Source organism: Pseudomonas lyxosi (assembly GCF_047758685.1).
GTDB classification, from domain to species: domain Bacteria; phylum Pseudomonadota; class Gammaproteobacteria; order Pseudomonadales; family Pseudomonadaceae; genus Aquipseudomonas; species Aquipseudomonas lyxosi.
This window is the reverse complement of sequence record NZ_CP180481.1, coordinates 1,284,441-1,308,007: the sequence shown is the minus strand read 5'-3', so window position 1 is coordinate 1,308,007 and position 23,567 is coordinate 1,284,441. Positions and strand designations below refer to the sequence as shown.

Genomic DNA, 23,567 nt, shown 5'->3' with positions numbered 1-23,567 from the left:
TTACGCACGCATGCGAGTGATGCGAATCACCCCGGTCAGGGCGCGCAGTTTCTTGATCACGCGAGCCAGGTGCACGCGGTCGTGCACACTGACCACCAGTTGGACCACGCTGATACGACCGTCGCGTTCGTCCATGCTGATTTTTTCGATATTGCCGTCGGCCGCGTTGACGCTGCTGGCCAGCAGAGCGATCAGGCCGCGCTGGTGTTCCAGCTCGACGCGCAGCTCGACATTGAATTCGCCGGTGACATCCTTGGCCCACGAGAGCTGGATGCATTTTTCCGGGTTGTGGCGGATTTCGCTGATGTTGCGGCAGTTGTCCAGGTGCACGACCATGCCTTTGCCCGCGGACAAGTGGCCGACAATCGGGTCGCCCGGGATCGGTGTGCAGCACTTGGCGTAACTGAGCACCAGGCCCTCGGTGCCACGAATCGCCAGCGGGCCTTCCGGGCTTGGCAGCTGTTCGCCTTCGCCAAGCAGGCGACGGGCGACCACGTAAGCCATGCGATTGCCCAGGCCGATGTCTTCGAGCAGGTCTTCGATCAGTTCGAGGCGGTATTCGTGGAGCATCAACTGCACGCGCTCAACCGGGACTTTTTCCAGGGAGCTGTCGAAACCGTTGAGCACCTTGTTCAGCAGGCGTTCGCCGAGGCTGATGGACTCGGAACGGCGTTGCAGTTTCAGCGCATGGCGGATGTGGGTCCGCGCCTTGCCGGTGACTACGAAGTTGAGCCACGCCGGGTTTGGCCGCGCGCCCGGGGCGCTGACGATCTCGACCGTGGAGCCGCTTTGCAGCGGTTCGGACAGCGGTGCGAGACGACGATTGATCCGGCAGGCAATGCAGCTATTGCCCACGTCGGTGTGCACCGCGTAAGCGAAGTCGACCGCCGTGGAGCCTTTGGGCAACTCCATGATCCGGCCTTTGGGCGTGAACACGTAGACCTCGTCCGGGAACAGGTCGATCTTCACGCTCTCGATGAATTCCAGCGAGTTGCCGGCCCGTTGCTGCATCTCCAGCACGCCTTTGACCCACTGACGGGCGCGGGCGTGAGTGCCTTTTGGCTGCTCGTCGCCGCTGGATTTGTACAGCCAATGGGCGGCGATGCCGTTGTTGGCCATCTCTTCCATTTCACGGGTGCGGATCTGAATCTCGATCGGAACACCGTGCATGCCGAACAGCGTGGTGTGCAGCGACTGGTAGCCGTTGGCCTTGGGGATCGCGATGTAATCCTTGAAGCGACCCGGCAACGGTTTGTACAAATTATGCACAGCACCCAGCACGCGGTAGCAGGTATCGACCTTGTCGACGATGATCCGGAACGCATAGACGTCCATGATCTCGTTGAAGGCCCGACGCTTGCCGCGCATTTTCTTGTAGATGCCGTAGAGGTGCTTCTGACGACCGCTGACCTCGCCCTGTATGCCGTCGATGGCCAGGCAGTGGCTGAGTGATTCTTCGATCTTGTTGACGATTTCCTTGCGGTTACCCCGGGCGCGTTTGACCGCCTGGTTGATCCGCGCGGAACGCATCGGGTGCATCGCCTTGAAGCCGAGGTCTTCGAATTCTATGCGGATGGCGTGCATGCCCAACCGGTTGGCGATGGGCGCATAGATTTCCAGGGTTTCCTTGGCGATCCGTCGGCGTTTTTCGCCGGACAGGACTTCCAGCGTGCGCATGTTGTGCAGGCGGTCGGCCAGTTTGACCAGGATCACGCGAATGTCGCGGGCCATGGCCATGGCCATTTTCTGGAAGTTTTCAGCCTGGGCTTCGGCCTTGGTCTCGAAGTTCATCTGAGTCAGTTTGCTGACCCCGTCGACCAGTTCGGCCACGGTTTCGCCGAATTGCGCTTGCAGCGCTTCCTTGGCAATACCGGTGTCTTCGATCACGTCATGCAGCATCGCAGCCATCAGGCTCTGATGGTCCATGTGCATGTCGGCAAGAATATTCGCAACCGCGAGTGGGTGCGTGACGTACGCCTCACCGCTACGGCGGCGTTGGCCGTCGTGGGCTTGTTCGGCGTAGAAGTACGCTCGGCGGACCAGGTTGACCTGGTCCTTGCCGAGGTAGGTCGATAAGCGATCGGCGAGGGCGTCTATGCTCGGCATGATAATTCCTGCCGTTCGTTGTGACCCCGCGCCGTGCTACGTCGACCAGGCATGGACTTATACTGCCTCGTTGGACTCGTCCTCGAACGCTGCGAACAGCGGTTCGTCTTCGACGATTTCAGCATTGGCGATGAACTCGTAGCTCATCAGGCCTTCAGCGATTTCACGCAAGGCTACAACGGTAGGCTTGTCGTTTTCCCACTGAACCAGGGGCTCTTTGCCGCCGGTGGCCAGTTGACGGGCACGCTTGGTGGACAGCATGACCAGTTCAAAACGGTTTTCCACGTGGTTCAGGCAGTCTTCAACAGTTACGCGGGCCATGGTATTCCTCGGAGCGAATGCAATATGCGCGCTGCCCGGGTGGGCGAGCGGACTCAACAGTTTAAAAAATCACCAGCGATTAGGGAAGCGCTGATTTTTTGACCAAGCCCTTCAACGCGCTGCAAGTGCCAATGTAAAGCCCTTGCAACGGTTTTGGGAAGAGCTGTTTAGCCGAGCAATTCGGCCAAAAGTTTTCCGTGACGCTGCTGCTGGCGCTTCTGATGCAGCTGATTGGCACGGAAAATCGCCTGCAAATCGCGCAGTGCGTGGGCGAAATCGTCGTTGATGATCAGGTAATCGTAGTCGACGTAGTGGCTCATTTCGCTGACGGCTTCGCGCATCCGGCCTTCGATGATCTCGTCGCTGTCCTGGCCGCGATTGGTCAGGCGCTGGTGCAAGGCTTGCAGGGACGGCGGCAGAATGAAGATCGAACGGGCTTGGGGCATCAACTTGCGCACTTGCTCGGCGCCCTGCCAGTCGATTTCCAGAATCAGGTCGTGGCCTTCGTCCAGGGTCTGCTGCAGGTGGCTTTGCGAAGTGCCGTAGAGATTGCCGAACACTTCGGCGCGCTCGAGGAAATCCCCATGCTCGATCATCTTCACGAACTCGCTGCGTTCGACGAAGTGATAGTTCACGCCGTTCACTTCACCGGGGCGCATGGCGCGGGTGGTGTGGGAGACGGAGACGCGGATCTCCTGATCAGCGTCGGTCAAGGCCTTGACCAGGCTGCTCTTGCCCGCGCCCGAAGGTGCGGAAATGATGTACAGGGTGCCGGTGCTGTGGGTCATGTCAGGGTTGCCTTACTCAATATTCTGCACTTGTTCGCGCATCTGCTCGATCAACACTTTGAGGTTGACCGCCGCCTGGGTGCTGCGCGGGTCGAAGGCCTTGGAGCCCAGTGTGTTGGCTTCGCGGTTGAGCTCTTGCATCAGGAAGTCCAGGCGCCGACCGGCAGCGCCGCCGGATTTGAGGACCCGGCGAACTTCAATGATGTGAGTGCTCAGGCGATCCAGTTCTTCGGCGACGTCGCTCTTTTGCGCGAGCATGACCATTTCCTGCTCCAGCCGCTGCGGGTCCATTTCGGCCTTCATGTCGGCGAAGCGGTCGAGGACTTTCTGGCGCTGGGTGGCAAGCATCTGCGGGACCAGTTCACGCAGCGTCACCACGTCTTCTTCAATGGAGGTCAGGCGATCGTTGATCAACCGCGCCAACTCTGCGCCTTCGCGCTCGCGGCCGGCCTTGAGTTCTTTCAGACCTTGGTTGAACAGCGCCAGGGCTTCGGCATTCAAGGCTTGCGGGTCGGTCGCATCGCCTACCAGCACGCCGGGCCAGGCCAGGACTTCTAGCGGGTTCAGCGCGGCCGGATTTTTGATCAGGCCGGCGATGGTCTCGGCGGCGGCGACCAATTGTGCGGCGCGCTCGCGGTCCACTTGCAGTGGTTTGTCGGTATTTTCTTCGGTGAAGCGCAGGGTGCATTCGAGCTTGCCGCGCGAGATTCCCTGGCGCAGTGCTTCGCGGACCGCGCCTTCGAGGTCGCGAAAGGACTCCGGCAGACGCAGGTGCGGCTCCAGGTAGCGGCTGTTGACCGAGCGCAGTTCCCAGCTCAGGGTGCCTTGGGCGCCGGCTTTTTCGACGCGGGCAAAGGCGGTCATGCTGTGCACCATGGAGGTACCTCGCAATGCAGGTTCATGCGTTACCAAAGGTTTCGCAGGCCTGATCTATATGAATTTAAGCCCAGAGGCAGCAAAGGCGCAGGATTGTAGCGCAGTGGGGCGAATGCGCCCAAACACACGGTGTGACAAAGGGCTGCAGGTCGTCGGCAAAGCGCTGTTCAGGGCCTTCAGTCGTCGGGGGATTTTTTAGAAGTGCCCACTCGTGGCCCTGCGGCTCTATAATGCTCCGCAGTTTTCCGTCCCCCGTACAGGTATTCCCTATGAAACGTCCAAGTGGTCGCGCTGCCGATCAGCTCCGCTCGATCCGCATTACCCGCAACTACACCAAACACGCCGAGGGATCTGTACTGGTCGAGTTCGGTGATACCAAAGTCATCTGCACCGTCAGCGTCGAGAACGGCGTGCCGCGTTTCCTCAAAGGTCAGGGCCAAGGCTGGTTGACCGCCGAATACGGCATGCTGCCGCGCGCCACTGGCGAGCGTAACCAGCGTGAAGCGAGCCGCGGCAAACAAGGCGGCCGCACCCTGGAAATCCAGCGTCTGATCGGTCGTTCCCTGCGCGCTTCGCTGGACATGTCCAAGCTGGGCGACGTCACCCTGTACGTCGACTGCGACGTGATCCAGGCTGACGGCGGTACCCGCACCGCGTCCATTACCGGCGCCATGGTTGCACTGGTCGATGCCTTGAAAGTGATCAAGAAGCGCGGCGGCCTGAAAGGCGGCGACCCGCTCAAGCAAATGATTGCTGCCGTATCGGTGGGCATGTATCAGGGCGAGCCGGTACTCGACCTCGACTACCTGGAAGACTCGGCTGCCGAGACTGACCTGAACGTGGTGATGACCAGCACTGGCGGTTTCATTGAGGTTCAGGGTACTGCCGAAGGGGCGCCGTTCCAGCCGGAAGAGCTGAACGCTATGCTTGAGTTGGCGAAGAAAGGCATGAGCGAAATCTTCGAGCTGCAAAAGGCTGCACTGGCCGACTGATTGGACCGCTCCAAGTAAGGAGGACGCCATGAGTGACGAGCAACAGCTGCTTCCCACCCCGAGCAAAGAGGTTCGGCAGTGGGCAATGTTTTGTCACCTGTCCGCCTTGCTGGGGATCTGGGTTCCGTTCGGCACGCTGATCGGCCCGCTGATTCTCTGGCAGATGAAGCGCGAGATGGACCCGTTTGTTGATGCTCAAGGCAAGGAGGCGCTGAACTTCCAGATCACCGTCGCCATTGCCTCCGCCATCTGCTTGCTGCTGATGTTGGTGATCGTCGGGTTCTTCCTGTTCGCTCTGTTGGCGATCGGTGCGCTGGTGCTGACGATCATTGGTGGCGTGAAAGCCAATGAAGGGGTGCCTTATCGGTATCCTTTCACTTGGCGGTTGATCAAATAAATCGTTGCCCACAAAAAAGCCGACAGCGATGTCGGCTTTTTTGTGTGTGCGAAAAGACGCTTAGATGGTCAGCGTCCAGTCGTAGTCCACGATCAGCGGTGCATGTTGCGAGAACCGTGGCTGACGTGGCAAGCGTGCGCTACGTACGAAGCGACGCAGGCCCGGAGTCAGCAACTGATAGTCGAAACGCCAACCGAGGTTGAGCATTTCAGCCTGTTCGTTATCCGGCCACCAGCTGTACTGGTCACCTTCACGACTGACTTCGCGCAGGGCATCGACATAGCCCATGTTGCCGACAATCTCGTCCATCCAGGCACGTTCAGGTGCCAGGAAACCCGGGGATTGCTGGCTGTCGCGCCAGTTCTTGATATCCAGCTTCTGTTGCGCCACGTACAGCGAGCCACAGTAAATGTACTCGCGACGTTTGCGTCGCTGTTTATCCAGATAACGGGCGAAATCGTCCATTAGCTTGAACTTCTGGTTCAAATCTTCATCGCCGTTCTGCCCCGAAGGGAGCAGTAAGGTCGCGATGCTGACCTTGTCGAAATCGGCTTGCAGGTAGCGCCCGTAGCGGTCGGCCGTCTCGAAGCCGAGACCGCTGATGACTGCCTTCGGTTGCAGCCGCGAATACAAAGCCACGCCACCTTGGGCGGGAACTTCGGCTTCGCAGGCATAAAGGAAGTAGCCATCCAGTTGGAAGGCTGGATCGTCCAGTTCAAAGGCGGAGGCGCGGGTGTCCTGCAGGCAGATGACGTCGGCATTCTGTGCTTGCAGCCAACTGAGCAACCCTCGCTCCACTGCAGCCTGAATACCATTGACGTTCACACTGATGATCCGCATAAATGGCCCCAAAAATCGCGTGCGTGTATGATACACGGCGTCAACCTAATTAGCTAAATCCGTGGTATTTGGGGTTTTTTTCATGCAAGCGTATCAGCGCGATTTCATTCGTTTTGCCATCGATCGCGGCGTTTTGCGCTTCGGCGAGTTCACCCTGAAGTCCGGACGCACCAGTCCTTACTTCTTCAATGCCGGCCTGTTCAACTCGGGTTCGGCCCTTGCGCAGCTGGGTCGTTTCTATGCGGCGGCCATCGTCGAGAGCGGTATTTCGTTCGACGTTTTGTTCGGTCCAGCCTACAAAGGCATCCCTTTGGCGGCGACCACCGCAGTGGCCTTGGCCGAGCATCATGACCGTGATTTGCCATGGTGCTTCAACCGCAAGGAAGCCAAGGCTCACGGCGAAGGCGGCAGTCTGGTCGGCGCCCCGTTGACCGGCGACGTGCTGATCATCGACGACGTGATCACCGCTGGCACCGCCATCCGCGAAGTGATGCAGATCATCGCTTCCCAGGACGGCGCCAAGGCCGCGGGCGTGCTCATCGCCCTGAACCGTCAGGAGCGTGGCAACGGCGAGTTGTCGGCCATCCAGGAAGTGGAGCGTGACTTCGGCATCCCGGTGATCAGCATTGTTTCGCTGAACCAGGTGCTCGAATTCCTGGCGGACGATCCGCAGCTCAAGCAACACCTGCCAGCGGTTGAAGCTTACCGCGCACAGTTCGGCGTTTAACGAAAAGGCCCTGTTTTTACAGGGCATTTTTTACATCTGGCGATTAACGCAGGCTGCGCCATTTAGCACACAGGCGCAGGGTCAACCGTGCGTTGAACAGCGCAAACACCATCAGTGCAAACACAACCATCACGTAAAGCGTGCGATCTACGTCAAAGTCCCAAAGATTCAGCGTGCTGCTGCCAATGATTTTCACGGCGGCAGGCAAGTTGACGTAAAACAGTGCCAGGAAGGCGCTGGTCAGAGGGAGGGCGCAGGCGAACAAAACGTTCGTTACCTTTTTTCGACCGCGTTTTCTGGCGAGTGGGCCAGATTGGCTTTCATCCAGCTCCAGTGCTTCATGCAGCCTCGGCCACGCCAGGTTGAACATGAAGGTGGTCAAGGTCAGCAGCAATCCACTGACCGCCACGATGTCACTAAACGGCATTGATCCCCAGCGTTGCGCAGAGCAGGTCGTGGGAATCCTCGCTAATCTCGAACTGCCCGGCGCTGCCTTTACGTTTTGTGATGGGTTTGAAGGTCGGTTCGTTCTGTGTGATCAGCATGTTCAGCTCATCACGAATGACGTCCGAACTGATCACCACCAGGTACACCGTCTGCGCATGTTCCGCAGACTCGATCACGGCTCGCATGCTGTGCTGCAGAATATCGTCCAGCTGATTGCGAAAGCGCGAAACCGTATTTTTCAGCAGGGTTTTGCTTTGGCTCTGGGTCAGCTGAAAAATCGTCGATATCTGAGATTCGGTCGGCAATGTTTGCCCGAAGTAGCTTTGAATCAGATACAGCAAGCGATCCTGTTTCGCTTCATCGGCCCGACTCGGCATGCCGCCTTCAACCAGCATTTTCAAGTATTCGGTCAGGCTCGCCTTGGCGATACGCTGTAAGGCATGAGCGATTTCGCCGTCGGAAATCTTCAGGGTCTTTTTGACCGGTTCCTTCTGCTCCTGCTCGAAAGCCTGGGCGTCGATCGTGAACGAGATCTGCATGGCTGAGTCTCCCGTGATCACTTACCGGATTTCGGATAAGGATCGTCCGTTGCGTCTCCTTGGCCGCTGAGGATTTTCCAGCCATTTTCTACGTGCAATGAATCCAGGTGTTGCGGGCAGGGTGGCAAGGATTTTTTCGATTGGTTGGAATATTCGTAGCCGCAGTCGGCGCATTCGTAGGTACCTGCGGAAACGTCGCTGCCGTTAGGTGCGTAAACTTTTTGCATGGGGTCGTTCTCCTGTGGATACAGGGAAGATCCTATGCGGACTAGTGCTGGCGGGATGTCGGACGTTTCGCTTAATCAGGTCAGGCATTTCCTGCGCGCATAAAAAAGATCGCAGACTTCGTCAGCTCCTACGGAATATTCGTACATCCATAGGTGCTGCTGAAGGGTGCGATCTTTTGACGTTCTTGAATCAGTGACGCTTGCGATTGCTGATCAAGGTACCCACACCGGTATCGGTGAAGATTTCCAGAAGAATCGCATTCGGCACCCGGCCATCGATGATCAATGAGCTGCCCACGCCACCTTGCACGGCTTCCAGCGCGCAACGGATCTTCGGCAGCATGCCGCCGTAGATGGTGCCGTCGGCGATCAGCTCATCGACCTGTTGGGTTGTCAGGCCAGTGAGAACCGTGCCCGACTTGTCCATCAGGCCAGCGATGTTGGTCAGCAGCATCAGCTTTTCAGCTTTCAGCGCTTCGGCGACTTTGCCGGCCACCAGGTCAGCGTTGATGTTGTAAGACTCGCCGTTGGCGCCGACACCGATTGGCGCGATCACCGGGATGAAGTCACCTTTGACCAGCAGGTTCAGCAGGTCGGTGTTGATGCCGACTACTTCGCCCACTTGGCCGATGTCGATGATTTCCGGTTGGGTCATCTCCGGCGTCTGGCGGGTCACGGTGAGTTTCTTCGCACGAATCAGCTCGGCGTCTTTGCCGGTCAGGCCGATGGCGCTGCCGCCATGACGGTTGATCAGGTTGACGATGTCCTTGTTCACCTGGCCGCCGAGGACCATTTCCACCACGTCCATGGTTTGCGCGTCAGTCACGCGCATGCCATCGATGAAGTGGCTCTCGATCGACAGACGCTTGAGCAGGTCGCCGATTTGCGGGCCGCCGCCGTGAACCACCACCGGGTTAATGCCGACGGCTTTCATCAGCACGATGTCGCGGGCGAAGCCGGTTTTCAGCTCCTCGCTTTCCATCGCGTTGCCGCCGTATTTGATCACCAGCGTCTTGCCGACATAGCGGCGAATGTAAGGCAGCGCTTCGGACAGGACCTTGGCGGTGTTGGCGGCGGCTTCGCGTTCGAGGGTCATTCAGGGCTCCGGGTGCTTCGTTAAATCAAAACGGTAATTGGAGATCAGGTGCAACACGCTTCAACTGGACTTTGAATACGTCCTTGATGCGCTGCAATTCCGCCTCGTCATCGGCCTCGAAGCGCAGCACCAGCACCGGTGTGGTGTTGGACGCGCGCACCAGGCCCCAGCCTTTGGCGTAGTCGACTCGCACGCCGTCGATGGTGGTCAGGTCGGCGCCTTCGCCCCACTTCGCGTCGTGCAATGCATCAATGATGCTGAATTTGCTCTCTTCGGTCACATGGATATTGATTTCTGGCGTAGAAATATCGTTCGGGAAGGTCGCAAACAGCTCTTCCGCTGTGGATTTTTCTTTGCTGAGGATCTCCAGCAGGCGCGCGGCGCTGTAAATGCCGTCGTCGAAACCGAACCAGCGCTCCTTGAAGAAGATGTGCCCGCTCATTTCGCCGGCCAACAGGGCGCCGGTTTGTTTCATTTTCTTTTTGATCAACGAGTGACCGGTCTTCCACATTAGCGGACGGCCGCCGTATTCCTTGATCAGCGGCGTCAGGCGACGGGTGCATTTGACGTCGAAGATGATCTCCGCGGCAGCATTGCGCGCCAGTACGTCACGGGCGAACAGCATCAGCAGACGGTCCGGGTAGACGATGCTGCCGGTGTTGGTCACCACGCCGACGCGGTCGCCGTCGCCGTCGAAGGCCAGACCGAGGTCAGCGTTGGTTTCCTTGACCTTGGCGATCAGGTCCACGAGGTTTTCAGGCTTGCCCGGATCCGGATGGTGGTTCGGGAAGTTGCCGTCGACGTCGCAGAACAGCGGGATAACTTCGCAGTTCAGGGCTTCGATCAGTTGCGGGGCGATCACGCCGGCCGCGCCGTTACCGCAGTCGACCACGACTTTCAGGCGGCGAGCCAGTTTGATGTCCTGGACGATTTCGGTGTTGTAGCGATCGAGGATCTCGACCTGGGTGATGCTGCCCTTGCCGCTGCTCAGGTTGTTGGTCTTGAGGCGTTCGTGCAGGGCCTGGATCTGTTCGTTGGCCAGGGTGTCGCCAGCGATGACGATCTTGAAGCCGTTGTAGTTCGACGGGTTGTGGCTGCCGGTGAGCATCACGCCGGATTTGCCGGCCAGTACGTTGGCGGCGTAGTAGAGCGCAGGCGTTGGCACCAGGCCGACGTCGCTGACGTGGCAACCGCTGTCGGCGAGGCCTTTGATCAGTTGTTCGACCAGTTCCGGACCGGACAGACGGCCGTCACGGCCGACGGACACATTGGGTTCGTCCTGGGCCAGGCTCTGGGAGCCGATGGCGCGACCGAGCCAATAAGCGGTTTCAGCGTTCAAGAATTCCGGGACGGTGCCGCGAATATCGTAGGCGCGGAAGATGCTGTCGGGAAACTTGGGTGCGACTTGGGCTGGGGTGCTCATCTGTAGAAATGCTCCATCTCGAAAGTGGCTGGACCTGCCGCGAAGAACTCGTCGACAGGCTCAAACTGAAGGGTATGACGGCTTTTTCCACTGAGAGTTCGTGGTGTGTAAAGGCCATGACCCCGACATCAGCGTGTAATGGAATGGCCAATGCCTTGATTTTCAGTAATAAACCTTCCAGATGACGTCTGTGCAATTTGTGGTGAGGGAGCTTGCTCCTTCACCACAAGGTCGTCAGCTTTTCGATCAATGGCTACCGGAATGCCCGAAACCGCCCGTACCGCGTTCGGTTTCAACGAACTCTTCGACCATCTCGAAGTGCGCTTGAACCACTGGCACCAAAACCAGTTGAGCCAAACGCTCGCCGACCACGATGTTGAAGTCGGTCTGGCCACGGTTCCAGCACGACACCATCAGCGGGCCCTGGTAATCGGAGTCGATCAGGCCGACCAGGTTGCCCAGCACGATGCCGTGTTTATGGCCCAGGCCGGAGCGCGGCAGGATCAGCGCCGCCAGGCCCGGATCGCCGATGTACACCGACAGGCCGGTAGGAATCAGCAGGGTTTCGCCCGGCTTGATGACGGTGTCTTTTTCCAGCATGGCGCGCAGGTCGAGGCCGGCGGAGCCTGGCGTGGCGTACTGCGGCAGCGGGAAATCGGTACCGATGCGAGGGTCGAGGATCTTGGCTTGCAAAGTGTGCATGTAAATTAAACCTGGTTCAGACGTTCGGCGATAAAAGTGATCAGCTGGCGGGCAATCTTGCTCTTGCTGGTCTGGGCGAAAAGTGTGGCGTGTAGCTGGCGGTCGATCACGCTGCAGGCGTTTTCTTCGCTGTTGAAGCCAATGCTCGGGTTGGCGACGTCGTTGGCGACGATCAAATCGAGGTTCTTGTCTTTCAACTTGCGGGCAGCGTAGTCGAGCAGGTGTTCGGTTTCGGCGGCGAATCCCACACTGAACGGACGATCGGGGCGCGTGGCGATGGTGGCCAGGATGTCCGGGTTGCGCACCATCTGTAGCAACAAGCCGTCGCCGTTCGTAGGGTCTTTCTTGAGTTTCTGTGGGGCGACGACTTCCGGGCGGTAGTCCGCGACCGCTGCCGAGGCGATGAACAGGTCGCAAGGGATCGCGGCTTCACACGCGGCGAGCATGTCGCGAGCGCTGACCACGTCGATGCGGGTGACGCGATCCGGGGTTGGCAGGTGCACCGGACCGGTGATCAGGGTTACACGGGCGCCGGCTTCCACCGCGGCTTCGGCCAGGGCAAAGCCCATCTTCCCGGAGCTGTGGTTGGTGATGTAGCGCACCGGGTCGATGTTTTCCTGGGTCGGGCCAGCGGTGATCAGCACGTGTTTGCCGGTCAGCGCCTGACGCTGGAAGCAGTCCGCCGCGCACTGGGCGAGGTCGGTGGCTTCGAGCATGCGACCCATGCCGACGTCGCCGCAGGCCTGGCTGCCGGAGGCCGGGCCGAAGGTTTTCAGGCCACGGCTTTCGAGGGTTTGCAGGTTGGCCTGGGTCGCCGGGTCGCGCCACATGGCCTGGTTCATTGCAGGCGCAACGGCGACCACGGCGTCGGTAGCGAGCACCAGCGTGGTCAGCAAGTCGTCGGCAATGCCTTGGGCCAGGCGAGCGATCAGGTCCGCGGTGGCGGGGGCGATCAACACGAGGTCGGCCCATTTGGCCAGCTCGATGTGGCCCATGGCGGCTTCGGCCGCCGGGTCCAGCAGGTCGAGATGAACCGGGTGGCCGGACAAGGCCTGCATGGTCAACGGCGTGATGAACTCGCTGCCGCCACGGGTCATGACCACGCGCACTTCGGCGCCCTGGTCGATCAGGCGGCGAACCAGGTCGGCGCTTTTGTAGGCAGCAATGCCACCGCCGACGCCCAGAACGATGCGTTTCCGATACAGCCGCTGCATAGGTCTGCCTTTCATTTCGTTGATGACTGCATGGCGATACCCCCTCCCCAGGAGTGAAATCGCCCGCAAAAAAGATGGGCTACGATATCACAGCGCCCGCTACGGAACAGCGGCGCCCACAGACCAGGGAGGTGCTATGAGTATTCGTGATTGGCCAGCGGCGGAACGGCCGCGGGAGAGGTTGCTTGAGTTGGGCTCGGGGAGCCTTTCGGACGCCGAACTGCTGGCGATTTTTTTACGAACGGGCGTGTCGGGTAAAAGCGCGGTAGATCTGGCGCGACACCTGTTGAATCAGTTTGGCAGTCTGCGTGCACTGCTCGAGGCCGATCAGGAAGCATTCAGCAGGCAATTGGGGCTCGGGCCGGCGAAATTCGCTCAGTTGCAAGCGGTCCAGGAAATGAGCCGGCGGCATTTGGCCGAACGTGCGCGCCAAAAATCGGCTCTGGAAAATCCGCAGGCGGTTCGTGATTACCTGAAGTCAATGTTGCGCCATGAGCCTCACGAGGTGTTCGGCTGTCTGTTTTTGGATTCCAGGCATCAAGTGCTGATCTTTGAAGTGCTGTTTCGCGGCTCCATCGACAGCACCAGTGTCTATCCGAGACAAGTGGTTAAACGCGCGTTGGCCCACAACGCCGCAGCGTTGATCCTCTGCCATAACCACCCGTCGGGTAATACCAACCCCAGTCAAGCCGACCGAACGCTGACCAAGCGCCTGCAAGAGGCGCTGGATCTGATTGATGTGCGGGTGCTCGACCATTTCATCATCGGTGACGGCGATCCGCTGTCCATGGCCGAGTACGGGTGGATGTGAGGGGAGGGATTCCTAACCCCTGTGGGGAAGCGGGCTTGCTCGCGAAGGCGTCGTGTCAGTCAATGCAATGTCTACTGACACACTGCTTTCGCGAGCAAGCCCGCTCCCACAGGTTTTGCGTAGGGCGGATTTACTTGAGGATGACCTTCGAGTAGTCCTGGCGGCCGAACGGGCTGACCGAGTAGCCCTCAACGTCCTTGCGCGTCAGCGCGAAGGCGGTCGGGTGGGCCAGCGGCAGCCACAGCGCCTGCTGCTGGATCTGCGCCTGAGCCTGCTCGTAGAGCTTGGTGCGCACACCTTGCTCGCCGGTGGTCTTGCCGGCACTGATCAGCTTGTCCAGGTCCTGGTTGCAGTAGCGGGCGAAGTTGGTGCCGGACTTGACCGCGGCGCAGGAAAACTGCGGCGTGAGGAAGTTGTCCGGGTCGCCGTTGTCGCCGGCCCAGCCCATGAACAGCAGGTCATGCTCGCCAGCCTTGGCGCGGCGAATCAGTTCACCCCATTCGATCACCCGAATTTCGGCCTGGATGCCGATTTCCGCGAGATCGGATTGCAACATTTGAGCGCTGAGGCTCGGGTTCGGGTTGAGCAGGCTGCCAGAAGGTCGGGTCCAGATGGTGGTCTGGAAACCGTCCTTGAGCCCGGCCTTGGCCATCAGTGCGCGGGCCTTTTCGACGTCGTGCGGGTAACCCGGCAAGCCTTTGGCGTAGCTCCAGGTGTTGGGTGGATAAGGCCCGTTGGCGGGCTCGGCGGTGTCTTCGAACACGGCTTTGACGTAGTTGGCCTTGTCGAACGCGAGATTGATCGCCTGACGTACTTCAGGCTTGTCCAGTGGTGGATGCTGGCTGTTGATGCCGACGAACGCGGTCATGAACGCGTCAGTCTTTTCGACTTTCAAGGTCGGTTCTTTCAGCGCTGCCTGTACGTCCAGAGGCTTGGGCGACAGGGCGATCTGGCACTCGTTGCGGCGCAATTTCTGCAAACGCACGTTGGCGTCAGGGGTGATGGCGAAAATCAGCGGATCCACCGAAGGCTTGCCGCGGAAGTAGTCCGGGTTGGCCTTGTAGCGAATCGAGGCATCTTTCTGGAAGCGCGTGAAAACGAAGGGGCCAGTGCCGATCGGCTGGCTGTTGAGCTTCTCCGGAGTACCAGCCTTCAGCAATTTGTCGGCGTATTCAGCCGAATAGATCGAGGCGAAACCCATGCTCAAGGTGGCGAGGAAGGTTGAGTCGGGGTGGTCAAGCGTAAACCTGATGGTCAACGGATCCAGGGCATCGATCTTCTTGATCAGTGCCGGCAACTGCATCGACTGGGCATGCGGGAAGCCGCTCTGGGCCACTTTGTGCCAAGGATGTGCCGGGTCGAGCATGCGGTCGAAACTGAACTTGACGTCTTCGGCGGTCAGCTCGCGCGTCGGGCTGAAAAATTCAGTGCGGTGGAAATTCACCTGTGGGTGAAGCTTGAACACGTACGTCAGACCGTCGGGTGTGACTTCCCAGCTGTCCGCAAGGCTGGCGACCACTTTGCCGCTGGCCGTATCGAAGTCCACCAGGCTATTCATCAGCACGTCGGCCGAGGCGTTGGTGGTGGTCAGCGAGTTGTATTGCACCACGTCGAACCCTTCCGGGCTGGCCTCGGTGCAGACGCTCAGGGCGGCGGCATGGGCCAATGGGCTCAGCAGAAGCGGGGCAAGCAGCAGCGGTAGGGCAGCGAGGCGCATGGTCGGATTCCTTTACAGATCGAAGGCCCATCTGCAAGTGCAGTCTGGAAAAGGCTTACCCTAGTGGGCTCTTTTGTAAATGACTATCCCCTTTTTCATTTTAAGGGGACTATGTGCGCTTGTTTTCGGTGATGCGGGCCGAGGAAAACCCGGAATCGGTCGATTGGCCGATTCTCTGCGACGAGCGGTCTTCATCGACGATAGCCTTTATCCAAGGCGCTCAGAGCCAGAAAAACGGGCTTTTTATCAAGTCTGTTCACACGGAATGTTGTTGCTCTCCAGTCTTTCTGGTATAAAGCAGCGCTCTTTTCTAGGGGCCCGGTTCCTTCACTGTAGGTGTAGCCGGTAAGACCTCTAAAGAAACGCGGCGCCTGGCGCCAAATGACTGAGAGATTAAGCGGCCAACCCATGCCGGGTTGGGCATGTGGTTTTAGAGGGCTGAGGCATGTCGAGAGTATGTCAAGTTACCGGTAAGGGTCCGGTGACTGGGAATAACATTTCCCACGCAAACAACAAAACCCGTCGTCGTTTCCTGCCGAACCTGCAGCATCACCGCTTCTGGGTTGAAGAAGAGAAACGTTTCGTGCGTCTGCGCGTATCTGCCAAAGGCATGCGTATCATCGACAAGCGTGGCATCACTGTCGTGCTGGCCGAAATCCGCAAAGCTGGCAAGATCTAAGGGAGCTAATCATGCGTGAATTGATTCGTTTGATTTCGAGCGCCGGTACTGGTCACTTCTACACTACCGACAAGAACAAGCGCACTACTCCGGACAAAATCGAGATCAAGAAATTTGATCCGGTTGTTCGCAAGCACGTGATCTACAAAGAAGGCAAAATCAAGTAATTGATTTTTCCCTCTTACGAAAAAGGCCCGTATCGCGAGATACGGGCCTTTTTTGTTGCCTTTGGAATGGCGGTCAGCCGCAGATGAGTTCCAGGATCTCGTCGCGGTCATTGACCAGGACCCTTACGCGATCTGGTTTAGGCAAGAGGTTGAACATATCCTCAGGCCTTTCCAGTCGATGCTTTTGCACACCAGCAGCCAAGCGAATAGCGTCCAGCGTTTCAGGGGTGGCCACTTGGCCGATAGCGAATTGTGCGGAGTTGATGTTGCATTGATCAGGCATGACGCATCCTTGCTTGTTAAGCGTTGAGGCGCTCGAGGGCCAAGAGCCGGCGACACACCCTGTGTCGCCACTGGCTTTGACGTTGAATGGCTCGGCGCTGTCCAGAAGCTTCGCTCAGGAGGACTGACCGTGTCCCGCCTGTATCGTGACTGTCTGTTTCAACTCAAGCCTTCTGTTCAAACACCACATAGATCTTGCGGCACGGCTCCAGCACCTCCCAGGTGCCTCTGAACCCGGCCGGGATCACGAAGCGATCGCCCACGCGCAGGGTCTTGCCGTTGCCTTCGTTGTCGCGCAGCACTGAAACCCCCTGAACGATCTCGCAGTATTCATGCTCGGTGTAGTTCACATGCCACTGGCCGACTTCGCCTTCCCACACGCCTGCGCTCATCTGGCCGCAAGGGCTGTTGTAGTGGTTGTACACTGCTTGTTCGGGGTCGCCCTTGAGGACTTTCGCCGGGTCTGGTCGATAGCGATCGGGCTGTGTGGTGGCCTGGTTGAAGTCGACGATGTCCTGGATGCTCATTGTTGTAATCCCCCGCAATTGCGGCGCAAGTGACTGGAAAGCCCAAAGTCTATGTTTATTAAAATGAACATCGCAAGGCCGTTTGCCGGCCTTATGTCAAATATATTGAAACTTCACCTGTCGCTGGTTTAGGGTGGCAGTTGCCTTGGGCCGAAAAATCAGGCCGGCTGGGCAGAATTCCTGAGGACGCCCGCGAAGACCGCGGGGCGCTCGTATTCAACAAGAGGAGGACACTCGTATGACCACCCTGACTCGTGCCGATTGGGAACAACGGGCTCGCGATCTGAAGATCGAAGGCCGCGCCTACATCGATGGCGAATACACCGATGCTGTCTCCGCCGAGACCTTCGAGTGCATCAGCCCGGTTGATGGCCGTCTGCTGGGCAAGATTGTCAGCTGTGACGCCGCCGACGCCCAGCGCGCTGTTGAAAACGCCCGCACCACTTTCAATTCCGGCGTCTGGTCGCGCCTGGCGCCGACCAAACGCAAAGCCACCATGATCCGTTTCGCCGGCCTGCTGAAACAGCACGCCGAAGAGCTGGCCCTGCTTGAAACCCTGGACATGGGCAAGCCGATCAGCGATTCCCTGTACATCGACGTTCCAGGCGCGGCGCAAGCCCTGAGCTGGAGCGGTGAAGCCATCGACAAGATCTACGACGAAGTCGCCGCGACCCCGCACGATCAGTTGGGTCTGGTGACCCGCGAACCCGTCGGCGTTGTCGGCGCCATCGTGCCGTGGAACTTCCCGCTGATGATGGCATGCTGGAAACTCGGCCCGGCACTGTCCACCGGTAACTCGGTGATCCTCAAGCCATCCGAAAAATCGCCGCTGACCGCCATCCGCATTGCTGCGCTGGCCGTTGAAGCCGGTATCCCGAAAGGCGTGTTGAACGTCCTGCCAGGTTACGGTCACACCGTCGGCAAGGCCTTGGCCCTGCACAATGATGTGGACACCCTGGTGTTCACCGGTTCGACCAAAATCGCCAAGCAACTGCTGATCTACTCCGGCGAATCGAACATGAAACGTGTCTGGCTCGAAGCCGGCGGCAAGAGCCCGAACATCGTGTTCGCCGATGCGCCGGACCTGCAAGCTGCCGCTGAATCGGCTGCCGGCGCCATCGCCTTCAACCAGGGCGAAGTCTGCACCGCTGGTTCACGCCTGCTGGTGGAGCGTTCGATCAAGGATAAATTCCTGCCGCTGGTGATCGAGGCCCTCAAAACCTGGAAACCGGGTAACCCGCTGGATCCGGCAACCAACGTCGGCGCGCTGGTGGATACCCAGCAGATGAACACCGTGCTGTCCTACATCGAATCCGGCCACACCGACGGCGCCAAACTGGTGGCGGGCGGCAAACGCATTCTTCAGGAAACCGGTGGCACCTACGTTGAGCCGACGATTTTCGACGGCGTCAGCAACGCGATGAAAATCGCTCAGGAAGAAATCTTCGGCCCCGTGCTGTCGGTGATCACTTTCGATACCGCCGAAGAAGCCATTGCGATTGCCAACGACACCCCTTACGGCCTGGCCGCAGCGGTGTGGACCAAGGACATTTCCAAGGCCCACCTGACTGCCAAGGCACTGCGCGCTGGGAGCGTGTGGGTCAACCAGTATGACGGCGGCGACATGACGGCCCCGTTCGGTGGCTTCAAGCAGTCCGGCAACGGTCGCGACAAGTCGCTGCACGCGTTCGACAAGTACACCGAGCTGAAAGCGACCTGGATCAAGTTGTAAGCTCAATACAACGCAGATCCCTTGTGGGAGCGAGCTTGCTCGCGATAGCGGTATGACAGTCGACGTCAATGTTGAATGTGAAACTGCTATCGCGAGCAAGCTCGCTCCCACATTTGTTTTGTGTTGTCTGTGAAAAATAATATCCACAGGAGCGTGGAAAATGCGTTGGGCGACTTATTTCGCCGTGTTGGCGTCTGTCTTGAGTGTCGGCCTGGCCTTGGGCGTCAGTATGCCGTTGGTGTCGTTTCGCCTGGAAAGCTGGGGTTACGGCTCGTTCGCCATCGGCGTGATGGCAGCGATGCCCGCCATTGGCGTATTGCTGGGGGCAAAGATCTCCAGCCATCTGGCCGCGCGTCTGGGCACGGCCAATCTGATGCGTTTGTGCCTGTGGGCCGGGGCGTTGTCCATCGGATTGCTGGCGCTGTTGCCGAGCTATCCGGTTTGGCTGGTATTGCGGCTGATGATCGGGGTGATCCTGACCCTCGTCTTCATCCTCGGCGAAAGCTGGATCAACCAATTGGTAATCGAACAATGGCGCGGGCGATTGGTGGCGTTGTATGGCAGCAGCTATGCGCTGAGTCAGCTGGCCGGGCCGTTGCTGCTTGGCGTCGTGGGTACCGAACACGATTACGGATTCTGGGTCGGCGTCGGTTTGCTGATGGCGGCACCGTTCCTGTTGCTGGGCCGCAGCGGCGCGCCGACCAGTGAAGCCTGCAGCGTGACCTTCAGCGACTTGCTGGGCTTCTGCCGTGGCCTGCCGGCGATTGCCTGGGCGGTGTCGCTGTTCGCAGCGTTCGAAGCGATGATCCTGACGTTGTTGCCGGTTTATTGCCTGCGTCAGGGCTTTACGACGGAAATTGCGTTGGCGATGGTCAGCACGGTGGTGGTGGGTGATGCCTTGCTGCAATTGCCGATTGGCGCACTGGCTGATCGCTTGTCGCGACGTACGTTGTTCACCGGGTGTGCGGTGGTCCTGCTGGTATCGAGCCTGGCCATTCCGTTGCTGATCGATACGTTGCTGATCTGGCCGTTGTGGGTGTTGTTCGGTGCCAGTGCTGGTGGCTTGTTCACCTTGTCACTGATCCTGATCGGCGAGCGCTATCGCGACGATGCACTGGTGCGCGCCAATGCGCATATCGCGCAGCTGTGGGGTATCGGTTGCCTGGTCGGACCGCTGGCAGCCGGTGCCGGCAGTCAGTGGGTCAGCGGGCATGCGTTGCCGCTGCTGATGGCGGCCGGTGCGCTGGGGTTGGTGATTCTGCTGTCGCGGCAAGGGGCATTTGGCACGGTGGCCGAACCGGCCTGAGCGCTGCACAAACCTGTGGCGAGGGAGCTTGCTCCCGCTGGGGCGCGAAGCGGCCCTAAACTCAGGCGCCGCGTTTGTTCAGGCAGAACGCATATGCCGATTTGCGACTGCTGCGCAGCCGAGCGGGAGCAAGCTCCCTCGCCAAAATTTATCACCGGCCTCCTGGCTACAACATCCGCTCCAGTCCGACCATGCTGCTGAGCCATGAATTGAAAGCCCGCCACCAACCCCCCGGTTCTTTGGTCAATGTGTGCTGCTTGCCGTCATCTTCGGTGACCCAGACGATCTGACCCTTTTCCAACCGGGCCTGATAGCTGAGGGCCGGCGCCATACCCTCCAGTGCCAGTTCGCGCACCCGCCCGGCGAGCTGCGGGTTGTCCACCAGCACCCCGACTTCGGTGTTCCACAGTACCGAGCGAGGGTCGAAATTGAACGAGCCGATGAAGGCTTTCTGTCGGTCGAAAATCATCGCCTTGCTGTGCAGGCTGGAGTCGGAGCCATGGGAGGAACTGCTCCCGCTGTGAAACAGGCTCGGTCCACTGCCGCTGTCACCGTTGTCGCCTGGCTGGCGGCGTAATTCGAACAATTGCACGCCGTGCTCCAGCAAAGCTTTGCGATAAGGTGCGTAACCACCGTGCGTGGCCGGTACATCGGTGGCTTCCAGTGAATTGGTCAGCAAACTCACCGACACGCCGGCATCGGCGCGACCGGTCAAGTACACCAGGCCCGGTTGTGCGGGTACGATGTAGGGCGAGACCATGATCAGCTCCTTGCTGACCCCATTGAGCTCGGGCGCCAACTGGGTGGTCAGCTGCAAGTGCGGATCCGGCTCGCCCTTGGACAGCACCTTGCTCGGTGCGTCCCACAACGCCTGGTTCCAGGCCCAGATCAGCTCCCGGCGCCAGACATCAAGGCGCGGGTGAGTGGTGTAGGCCATCAACTGCTGATAAAGCGCGTGGTTCTGTTTGCGCGTTTCCTCCAAAGACTCGTCCAATCGAGTCCGGGTGTTTCTCAGATCCCTGGCTGTCGGCTTGGTCGAGAGAAACTGTTCGATCGGCTTGCTCAGGGCGCTGTTCCAGTACTGGTCGAAACTGTGTCCCAACTGCTCTGCAACCGGGCCGACGCTGAGCATGTCGATGTCGGTGAAGTTGAGGTTGGGTTCGGCATCGAAATACTCGTCCCCCAGGTTGCGCCCGCCAACGATCGCCGCGCTGTTGTCCGCCACCCACAGTTTGTTGTGCATGCGCCGGTGTTGCTGCGACAGGTTGAAGAACCGGCCCATGGCTCGCGTGACGCCGGTGCTGCGGCCCAGGTGCAGCGGGTTGAACACACGGATCTGAATCTTCGGATGTGCGGCGAGGGTCGCGATGATCTGGTCCAGGCCGTCGCTGGTGGTGTCGTCGAGCAGAATCCGCACCCGTATGCCGCGGTCGGCAGCTTTGAGCAACTCGCTCACCAGTATCCGTGTGCTGATGCCGTCGTGGACGATGTAGTACTGCAAGTCGAGGCTGCTTTGGGCGTTGCGAATCAGCTCGGCGCGGGCGGTAAAGGCCTCGGCGCTATCGGAGAGCAAGCGAAAGCCCGATTGGCCCTTATAGGGGGCTGCCTGGGCCTGGATCGAACGGCCGAACGCAGAAGTAGCCGCCGGCAGGGCCTGACTCGGTTCGCTAGGGACGTGGAGCGTTGTGCAGCCACCAAGGAGCGAGGCGAGTAACAGAAGAGCAAGCAGGGGCTGTCTGATTCTCACTGAGCGTATTCCGGGTGGTGGCGGTTTGCATATGGACGCCGCATCCCGAAGAAAGATCAGTCAGTTTCCGCCAGCAGTTTGATGGCTGTCGCACCGACCTTGCGCACTGCTTCTTCGATCTGCGGGGTTGTTTTGGCAGCGTAGTTCATCCGCAGGCAATTGCGGTATTTGCCGGAGGCGGAAAAGATACTGCCGACCGCAATCTGTACGCCTTGATCATGCAGCGCACGATTCAGTTTCAGAGTGTCGAAGCCTTCCGGTAGCTCAACCCACAACATGAAGCTGCCTTGTGGACGACTGGCGCGGGTGCCGGCCGGGAAGTAACGCGTGACCCAATCGATCATCAAGTCGCGATTGCGCTGGTATTGCGTACGCATCCGCCGCAAATGCGGTTCGAAGTGCCCCGCTTTGAGGAATTCGGCGATGGCAATCTGCGGCTGCGGCGCCGTGGAGCCGGTGCTGATGTATTTCATGTGCAGCACACGTTCCAGATAACGCCCCGGCGCCACCCAACCAATGCGCAGTCCCGGCGCCAAGGTCTTGGAAAACGAGCTGCAGAGCAGGACCCGGCCGTCTTCGTCGAAGGATTTGATCGTGCGCGGTCGCGGGTAGGTATAAGCCAATTCCCCATACACATCGTCCTCGATGATCGCGACATCGAAGCGCTGTGCGAGTGTCAACAATGCGCGTTTGCGCGACTCCGGCATGATGTAGCCCAGCGGGTTGTTGCAGTTGGGCGTCAACTGTATGGCCTTGATCGGCCATTGTTCCAAGGCCAGTTCGAGGGCATCAAGGCTGATCCCGGTGAGCGGGTCGGTAGGGATTTCCAGGGCTTTCATGCCCAGGCCCTTGAGCGTCTGCATGGCGCCGTGAAAGCTCGGCGAGTCCACAGCCACAATATCCCCCGGCTCGCAGATAGCGCGGATGCTGGTGGACAGCGCTTCGTGGCAACCGGTAGTGATCACGAGGTCGTGGGCCGTCAATTGGCAGCCGGAATCGAGCAGCAGGCGGGCAATCTGTTCGCGCAGTTCGAGGGTGCCGTAGATGTTGTCGTAATACAGGCCGGGCATGTCCTGCCGCCGGCTGATCCGCGCCAGGCTGCGCAACAGCGGTTTCATGGTCGGCGTGGTGATGTCCGGCATGCCGCGGCCCAGTTGCACGACGTCCTTGCGTGGCACGGCGCGAATCAACTCCAGCACCTGATCCCACTGGGAAATATCCACCGGACGCTGGGCCGGGCGACCAATGGCCGGCAGCTCCGGCAGCTCGCGACCCACCGGAACGAAGTAGCCGGATTTGGGTTTCGGTGTCGCCAACCCGCTGTCTTCCAACACGCGATAGGCCTGTTGCACTGTGCTCAGGCTGACGCCGTGTTCGACACTCAACGCCCGCACTGATGGCAGCCGGTCACCGGGGCGATAGAAGCCCTGTTCGATACGCGTGCCGAGCAATTCGGCGAGGTTGACGTAAAGGGTCATGGTGCAGTCTCGGTGTGGGTGGTTCGGTTGACCAGTACAGATGGGTCGAAAATATGGGATTCAGACGCTGAAATGCAAAATCTGTATGGAGTTAATACAGTCTCGTTGAATCTGTAATGCTTTTTGCCGTCGACGCATCATGAAAGCTCTGGCTACCCAAGTAAACAGGAGCAATCAAAATGAACGGCTTGAGCGATGTGCGGCTGACATTACACAGTCAGGAACTGGCGGCAGGGCAAATCAACGGTGCACGCGAGGCGGTCATGCGCAACGCACCGTCCGGCCTGGGTCGCTGGGGTCTGTTCTGGCATCGTCTGCACACGCGCAAGGCGTTGCTGGAGCTCACGACTGAGCAGCTGAGGGATGTGGGGCTGAGTCGGGAGCAGGCGCGGGAGGAGGGGCTTAAACCGTTCTGGCGGATCTGAT

At 59.3% G+C, this 23,567-nt stretch carries 25 protein-coding genes and 1 pseudogene; 9 read left to right on the top strand and 17 right to left on the bottom strand.

Annotated features, from left to right (window positions below; genetic code table 11):
- From spoT to ACMXYI_RS06220, 4 genes are all read right to left on the bottom strand, one after another.
- Positions 1-2,106 carry a bifunctional GTP diphosphokinase/guanosine-3',5'-bis pyrophosphate 3'-pyrophosphohydrolase gene (gene spoT / locus ACMXYI_RS06235; protein ID WP_038980727.1) on the bottom strand — a complete coding sequence of 702 codons (2,106 nt, stop codon included), beginning with the start codon at positions 2,104-2,106 and terminating at the stop codon, positions 1-3.
- A 57-nt stretch (positions 2,107-2,163) separates the two neighbouring features.
- A complete protein-coding gene (gene rpoZ / locus ACMXYI_RS06230; protein ID WP_007894670.1) occupies positions 2,164-2,427 on the bottom strand; it encodes a DNA-directed RNA polymerase subunit omega in 264 nt (87 codons plus the stop codon).
- 167 nt (positions 2,428-2,594) lie between these two features.
- Positions 2,595-3,215 (bottom strand): guanylate kinase, encoded by a 621-nt coding sequence (gene gmk / locus ACMXYI_RS06225; RefSeq protein ID WP_050681654.1) that lies wholly within the window; start codon positions 3,213-3,215, stop codon positions 2,595-2,597.
- 12 nt (positions 3,216-3,227) lie between these two features.
- Positions 3,228-4,091 carry a YicC/YloC family endoribonuclease gene (locus ACMXYI_RS06220; RefSeq protein ID WP_415772249.1) on the bottom strand — a complete coding sequence of 288 codons (864 nt, stop codon included), beginning with the start codon at positions 4,089-4,091 and terminating at the stop codon, positions 3,228-3,230.
- A gap of 269 nt (positions 4,092-4,360) precedes the next feature.
- Here ACMXYI_RS06220 and rph point away from each other — a divergent pair, with 269 nt between their 5' ends.
- Together rph and ACMXYI_RS06210 are read left to right on the top strand one after the other, a co-directional pair.
- The gene (gene rph, locus ACMXYI_RS06215) at positions 4,361-5,083 is read left to right on the top strand and encodes a ribonuclease PH (RefSeq protein WP_046045041.1); all 723 of its coding nucleotides are present in this window, start codon (positions 4,361-4,363) and stop codon (positions 5,081-5,083) included.
- A gap of 28 nt (positions 5,084-5,111) precedes the next feature.
- A complete protein-coding gene (locus tag ACMXYI_RS06210; RefSeq protein ID WP_415772247.1) occupies positions 5,112-5,480 on the top strand; it encodes a DUF4870 domain-containing protein in 369 nt (122 codons plus the stop codon).
- Positions 5,481-5,540: 60 nt separating this feature from the next.
- Here the strand turns inward: ACMXYI_RS06210 and ACMXYI_RS06205 are convergent, their stop codons facing one another.
- The gene (locus ACMXYI_RS06205; RefSeq protein WP_007934608.1) at positions 5,541-6,320 is read right to left on the bottom strand and encodes an exodeoxyribonuclease III; all 780 of its coding nucleotides are present in this window, start codon (positions 6,318-6,320) and stop codon (positions 5,541-5,543) included.
- A gap of 82 nt (positions 6,321-6,402) precedes the next feature.
- Here ACMXYI_RS06205 and pyrE point away from each other — a divergent pair, with 82 nt between their 5' ends.
- A complete protein-coding gene (gene pyrE / locus ACMXYI_RS06200; RefSeq protein WP_007934609.1) occupies positions 6,403-7,047 on the top strand; it encodes an orotate phosphoribosyltransferase in 645 nt (214 codons plus the stop codon).
- Positions 7,048-7,090: 43 nt separating this feature from the next.
- Here pyrE and ACMXYI_RS06195 read toward each other — a convergent pair whose 3' ends face one another.
- The 7 genes and pseudogenes from ACMXYI_RS06195 to coaBC all read right to left on the bottom strand — a co-directional run bounded on the left by ACMXYI_RS06195 (position 7,091) and on the right by coaBC (position 12,695).
- Complete coding sequence (locus ACMXYI_RS06195) at positions 7,091-7,474, bottom strand: hypothetical protein (RefSeq protein ID WP_415772245.1); 384 nt, start codon at positions 7,472-7,474, stop codon at positions 7,091-7,093.
- Complete coding sequence (locus ACMXYI_RS06190) at positions 7,464-8,033, bottom strand: hypothetical protein (protein ID WP_415772243.1); 570 nt, start codon at positions 8,031-8,033, stop codon at positions 7,464-7,466. The genes ACMXYI_RS06195 and ACMXYI_RS06190 overlap by 11 nt, the downstream gene beginning before the upstream one ends.
- A gap of 17 nt (positions 8,034-8,050) precedes the next feature.
- Positions 8,051-8,260 carry a hypothetical protein gene (locus tag ACMXYI_RS06185; RefSeq protein WP_415772242.1) on the bottom strand — a complete coding sequence of 70 codons (210 nt, stop codon included), beginning with the start codon at positions 8,258-8,260 and terminating at the stop codon, positions 8,051-8,053.
- Between the two features lie 190 nt (positions 8,261-8,450).
- Positions 8,451-9,356 carry an acetylglutamate kinase gene (gene argB / locus ACMXYI_RS06180; RefSeq protein ID WP_010465204.1) on the bottom strand — a complete coding sequence of 302 codons (906 nt, stop codon included), beginning with the start codon at positions 9,354-9,356 and terminating at the stop codon, positions 8,451-8,453.
- A gap of 25 nt (positions 9,357-9,381) precedes the next feature.
- A pseudogene (locus ACMXYI_RS06175) lies at positions 9,382-10,758 on the bottom strand (phosphomannomutase/phosphoglucomutase); the annotation flags it as partial.
- A gap of 267 nt (positions 10,759-11,025) precedes the next feature.
- Positions 11,026-11,481: a dUTP diphosphatase gene (dut, locus tag ACMXYI_RS06170; protein ID WP_140675509.1), complete on the bottom strand. Its 456-nt coding sequence runs from the start codon at positions 11,479-11,481 to the stop codon at positions 11,026-11,028.
- Positions 11,482-11,486: 5 nt separating this feature from the next.
- A complete protein-coding gene (gene coaBC, locus ACMXYI_RS06165) occupies positions 11,487-12,695 on the bottom strand; it encodes a bifunctional phosphopantothenoylcysteine decarboxylase/phosphopantothenate--cysteine ligase CoaBC (RefSeq protein ID WP_008150165.1) in 1,209 nt (402 codons plus the stop codon).
- Between the two features lie 136 nt (positions 12,696-12,831).
- Here coaBC and radC point away from each other — a divergent pair, with 136 nt between their 5' ends.
- Positions 12,832-13,506: a RadC family protein gene (gene radC, locus ACMXYI_RS06160; protein WP_415772240.1), complete on the top strand. Its 675-nt coding sequence runs from the start codon at positions 12,832-12,834 to the stop codon at positions 13,504-13,506.
- Between the two features lie 130 nt (positions 13,507-13,636).
- Here radC and ACMXYI_RS06155 read toward each other — a convergent pair whose 3' ends face one another.
- Positions 13,637-15,223: an ABC transporter substrate-binding protein gene (locus tag ACMXYI_RS06155; RefSeq protein ID WP_415772239.1), complete on the bottom strand. Its 1,587-nt coding sequence runs from the start codon at positions 15,221-15,223 to the stop codon at positions 13,637-13,639.
- A gap of 445 nt (positions 15,224-15,668) precedes the next feature.
- On the opposite strand from ACMXYI_RS06155, the gene rpmB reads away from it, so the two are divergent.
- Complete coding sequence (gene rpmB, locus ACMXYI_RS06150; protein WP_007894701.1) at positions 15,669-15,902, top strand: 50S ribosomal protein L28; 234 nt, start codon at positions 15,669-15,671, stop codon at positions 15,900-15,902.
- An 11-nt stretch (positions 15,903-15,913) separates the two neighbouring features.
- Positions 15,914-16,069 carry a 50S ribosomal protein L33 gene (rpmG, locus tag ACMXYI_RS06145; RefSeq protein WP_007894709.1) on the top strand — a complete coding sequence of 52 codons (156 nt, stop codon included), beginning with the start codon at positions 15,914-15,916 and terminating at the stop codon, positions 16,067-16,069.
- Positions 16,070-16,142: 73 nt separating this feature from the next.
- Here the strand turns inward: rpmG and ACMXYI_RS06140 are convergent, their stop codons facing one another.
- Both ACMXYI_RS06140 and ACMXYI_RS06135 read right to left on the bottom strand, forming a co-directional pair.
- Positions 16,143-16,352, bottom strand: a complete 210-nt coding sequence (locus ACMXYI_RS06140; RefSeq protein WP_415772238.1) for an I78 family peptidase inhibitor — start codon at positions 16,350-16,352, stop codon at positions 16,143-16,145.
- Positions 16,353-16,515: 163 nt separating this feature from the next.
- Positions 16,516-16,878: a cupin domain-containing protein gene (locus ACMXYI_RS06135; protein WP_415758628.1), complete on the bottom strand. Its 363-nt coding sequence runs from the start codon at positions 16,876-16,878 to the stop codon at positions 16,516-16,518.
- A 238-nt stretch (positions 16,879-17,116) separates the two neighbouring features.
- On the opposite strand from ACMXYI_RS06135, the gene ACMXYI_RS06130 reads away from it, so the two are divergent.
- Both ACMXYI_RS06130 and ACMXYI_RS06125 read left to right on the top strand, forming a co-directional pair.
- A complete protein-coding gene (locus tag ACMXYI_RS06130; RefSeq protein WP_415772236.1) occupies positions 17,117-18,610 on the top strand; it encodes an aldehyde dehydrogenase in 1,494 nt (497 codons plus the stop codon).
- Positions 18,611-18,770: 160 nt separating this feature from the next.
- On the top strand, positions 18,771-19,916 hold the full coding sequence (locus tag ACMXYI_RS06125) for an MFS transporter (protein WP_415772234.1): 1,146 nt from the start codon (positions 18,771-18,773) through the stop codon (positions 19,914-19,916).
- A 166-nt stretch (positions 19,917-20,082) separates the two neighbouring features.
- Here the strand turns inward: ACMXYI_RS06125 and ACMXYI_RS06120 are convergent, their stop codons facing one another.
- Positions 20,083-21,663, bottom strand: coding sequence for a phospholipase D family protein (locus ACMXYI_RS06120; RefSeq protein WP_415772232.1), 1,581 nt, complete (start codon positions 21,661-21,663; stop codon positions 20,083-20,085).
- 56 nt (positions 21,664-21,719) lie between these two features.
- On the bottom strand, positions 21,720-23,141 hold the full coding sequence (locus tag ACMXYI_RS06115; protein WP_415772231.1) for a PLP-dependent aminotransferase family protein: 1,422 nt from the start codon (positions 23,139-23,141) through the stop codon (positions 21,720-21,722).
- Positions 23,142-23,320: 179 nt separating this feature from the next.
- Here ACMXYI_RS06115 and ACMXYI_RS06110 point away from each other — a divergent pair, with 179 nt between their 5' ends.
- On the top strand, positions 23,321-23,566 hold the full coding sequence (locus tag ACMXYI_RS06110; protein WP_415772229.1) for a DUF1127 domain-containing protein: 246 nt from the start codon (positions 23,321-23,323) through the stop codon (positions 23,564-23,566).
- The last annotated feature ends 1 nt before the right edge of the window (position 23,567 follow it).

What these genes read in the sequence shown, in the direction of transcription:
- rph (WP_046045041.1), top strand. Translation starts at nt 4,361, where the DNA reads ATGAAACGTCCAAGTGGTCGCGCTGCCGATCAGCTCCGCTCGATCCGC.
- ACMXYI_RS06135 (WP_415758628.1), bottom strand. Translation starts at nt 16,878, where the DNA reads ATGAGCATCCAGGACATCGTCGACTTCAACCAGGCCACCACACAGCCC.
- ACMXYI_RS06210 (WP_415772247.1), top strand. Translation starts at nt 5,112, where the DNA reads ATGAGTGACGAGCAACAGCTGCTTCCCACCCCGAGCAAAGAGGTTCGG.
- ACMXYI_RS06155 (WP_415772239.1), bottom strand. Translation starts at nt 15,223, where the DNA reads ATGCGCCTCGCTGCCCTACCGCTGCTGCTTGCCCCGCTTCTGCTGAGC.
- rpmB (WP_007894701.1), top strand. Translation starts at nt 15,669, where the DNA reads ATGTCGAGAGTATGTCAAGTTACCGGTAAGGGTCCGGTGACTGGGAAT.
- rpmG (WP_007894709.1), top strand. Translation starts at nt 15,914, where the DNA reads ATGCGTGAATTGATTCGTTTGATTTCGAGCGCCGGTACTGGTCACTTC.
- rpoZ (WP_007894670.1), bottom strand. Translation starts at nt 2,427, where the DNA reads ATGGCCCGCGTAACTGTTGAAGACTGCCTGAACCACGTGGAAAACCGT.
- gmk (WP_050681654.1), bottom strand. Translation starts at nt 3,215, where the DNA reads ATGACCCACAGCACCGGCACCCTGTACATCATTTCCGCACCTTCGGGC.
- ACMXYI_RS06205 (WP_007934608.1), bottom strand. Translation starts at nt 6,320, where the DNA reads ATGCGGATCATCAGTGTGAACGTCAATGGTATTCAGGCTGCAGTGGAG.
- ACMXYI_RS06140 (WP_415772238.1), bottom strand. Translation starts at nt 16,352, where the DNA reads ATGCCTGATCAATGCAACATCAACTCCGCACAATTCGCTATCGGCCAA.
- spoT (WP_038980727.1), bottom strand. Translation starts at nt 2,106, where the DNA reads ATGCCGAGCATAGACGCCCTCGCCGATCGCTTATCGACCTACCTCGGC.
- dut (WP_140675509.1), bottom strand. Translation starts at nt 11,481, where the DNA reads ATGCACACTTTGCAAGCCAAGATCCTCGACCCTCGCATCGGTACCGAT.
- ACMXYI_RS06130 (WP_415772236.1), top strand. Translation starts at nt 17,117, where the DNA reads ATGACCACCCTGACTCGTGCCGATTGGGAACAACGGGCTCGCGATCTG.
- coaBC (WP_008150165.1), bottom strand. Translation starts at nt 12,695, where the DNA reads ATGCAGCGGCTGTATCGGAAACGCATCGTTCTGGGCGTCGGCGGTGGC.
- ACMXYI_RS06110 (WP_415772229.1), top strand. Translation starts at nt 23,321, where the DNA reads ATGAACGGCTTGAGCGATGTGCGGCTGACATTACACAGTCAGGAACTG.
- ACMXYI_RS06125 (WP_415772234.1), top strand. Translation starts at nt 18,771, where the DNA reads ATGCGTTGGGCGACTTATTTCGCCGTGTTGGCGTCTGTCTTGAGTGTC.
- ACMXYI_RS06220 (WP_415772249.1), bottom strand. Translation starts at nt 4,091, where the DNA reads ATGGTGCACAGCATGACCGCCTTTGCCCGCGTCGAAAAAGCCGGCGCC.
- ACMXYI_RS06115 (WP_415772231.1), bottom strand. Translation starts at nt 23,141, where the DNA reads ATGACCCTTTACGTCAACCTCGCCGAATTGCTCGGCACGCGTATCGAA.
- ACMXYI_RS06185 (WP_415772242.1), bottom strand. Translation starts at nt 8,260, where the DNA reads ATGCAAAAAGTTTACGCACCTAACGGCAGCGACGTTTCCGCAGGTACC.
- argB (WP_010465204.1), bottom strand. Translation starts at nt 9,356, where the DNA reads ATGACCCTCGAACGCGAAGCCGCCGCCAACACCGCCAAGGTCCTGTCC.
- radC (WP_415772240.1), top strand. Translation starts at nt 12,832, where the DNA reads ATGAGTATTCGTGATTGGCCAGCGGCGGAACGGCCGCGGGAGAGGTTG.
- ACMXYI_RS06190 (WP_415772243.1), bottom strand. Translation starts at nt 8,033, where the DNA reads ATGCAGATCTCGTTCACGATCGACGCCCAGGCTTTCGAGCAGGAGCAG.
- pyrE (WP_007934609.1), top strand. Translation starts at nt 6,403, where the DNA reads ATGCAAGCGTATCAGCGCGATTTCATTCGTTTTGCCATCGATCGCGGC.
- ACMXYI_RS06195 (WP_415772245.1), bottom strand. Translation starts at nt 7,474, where the DNA reads ATGCCGTTTAGTGACATCGTGGCGGTCAGTGGATTGCTGCTGACCTTG.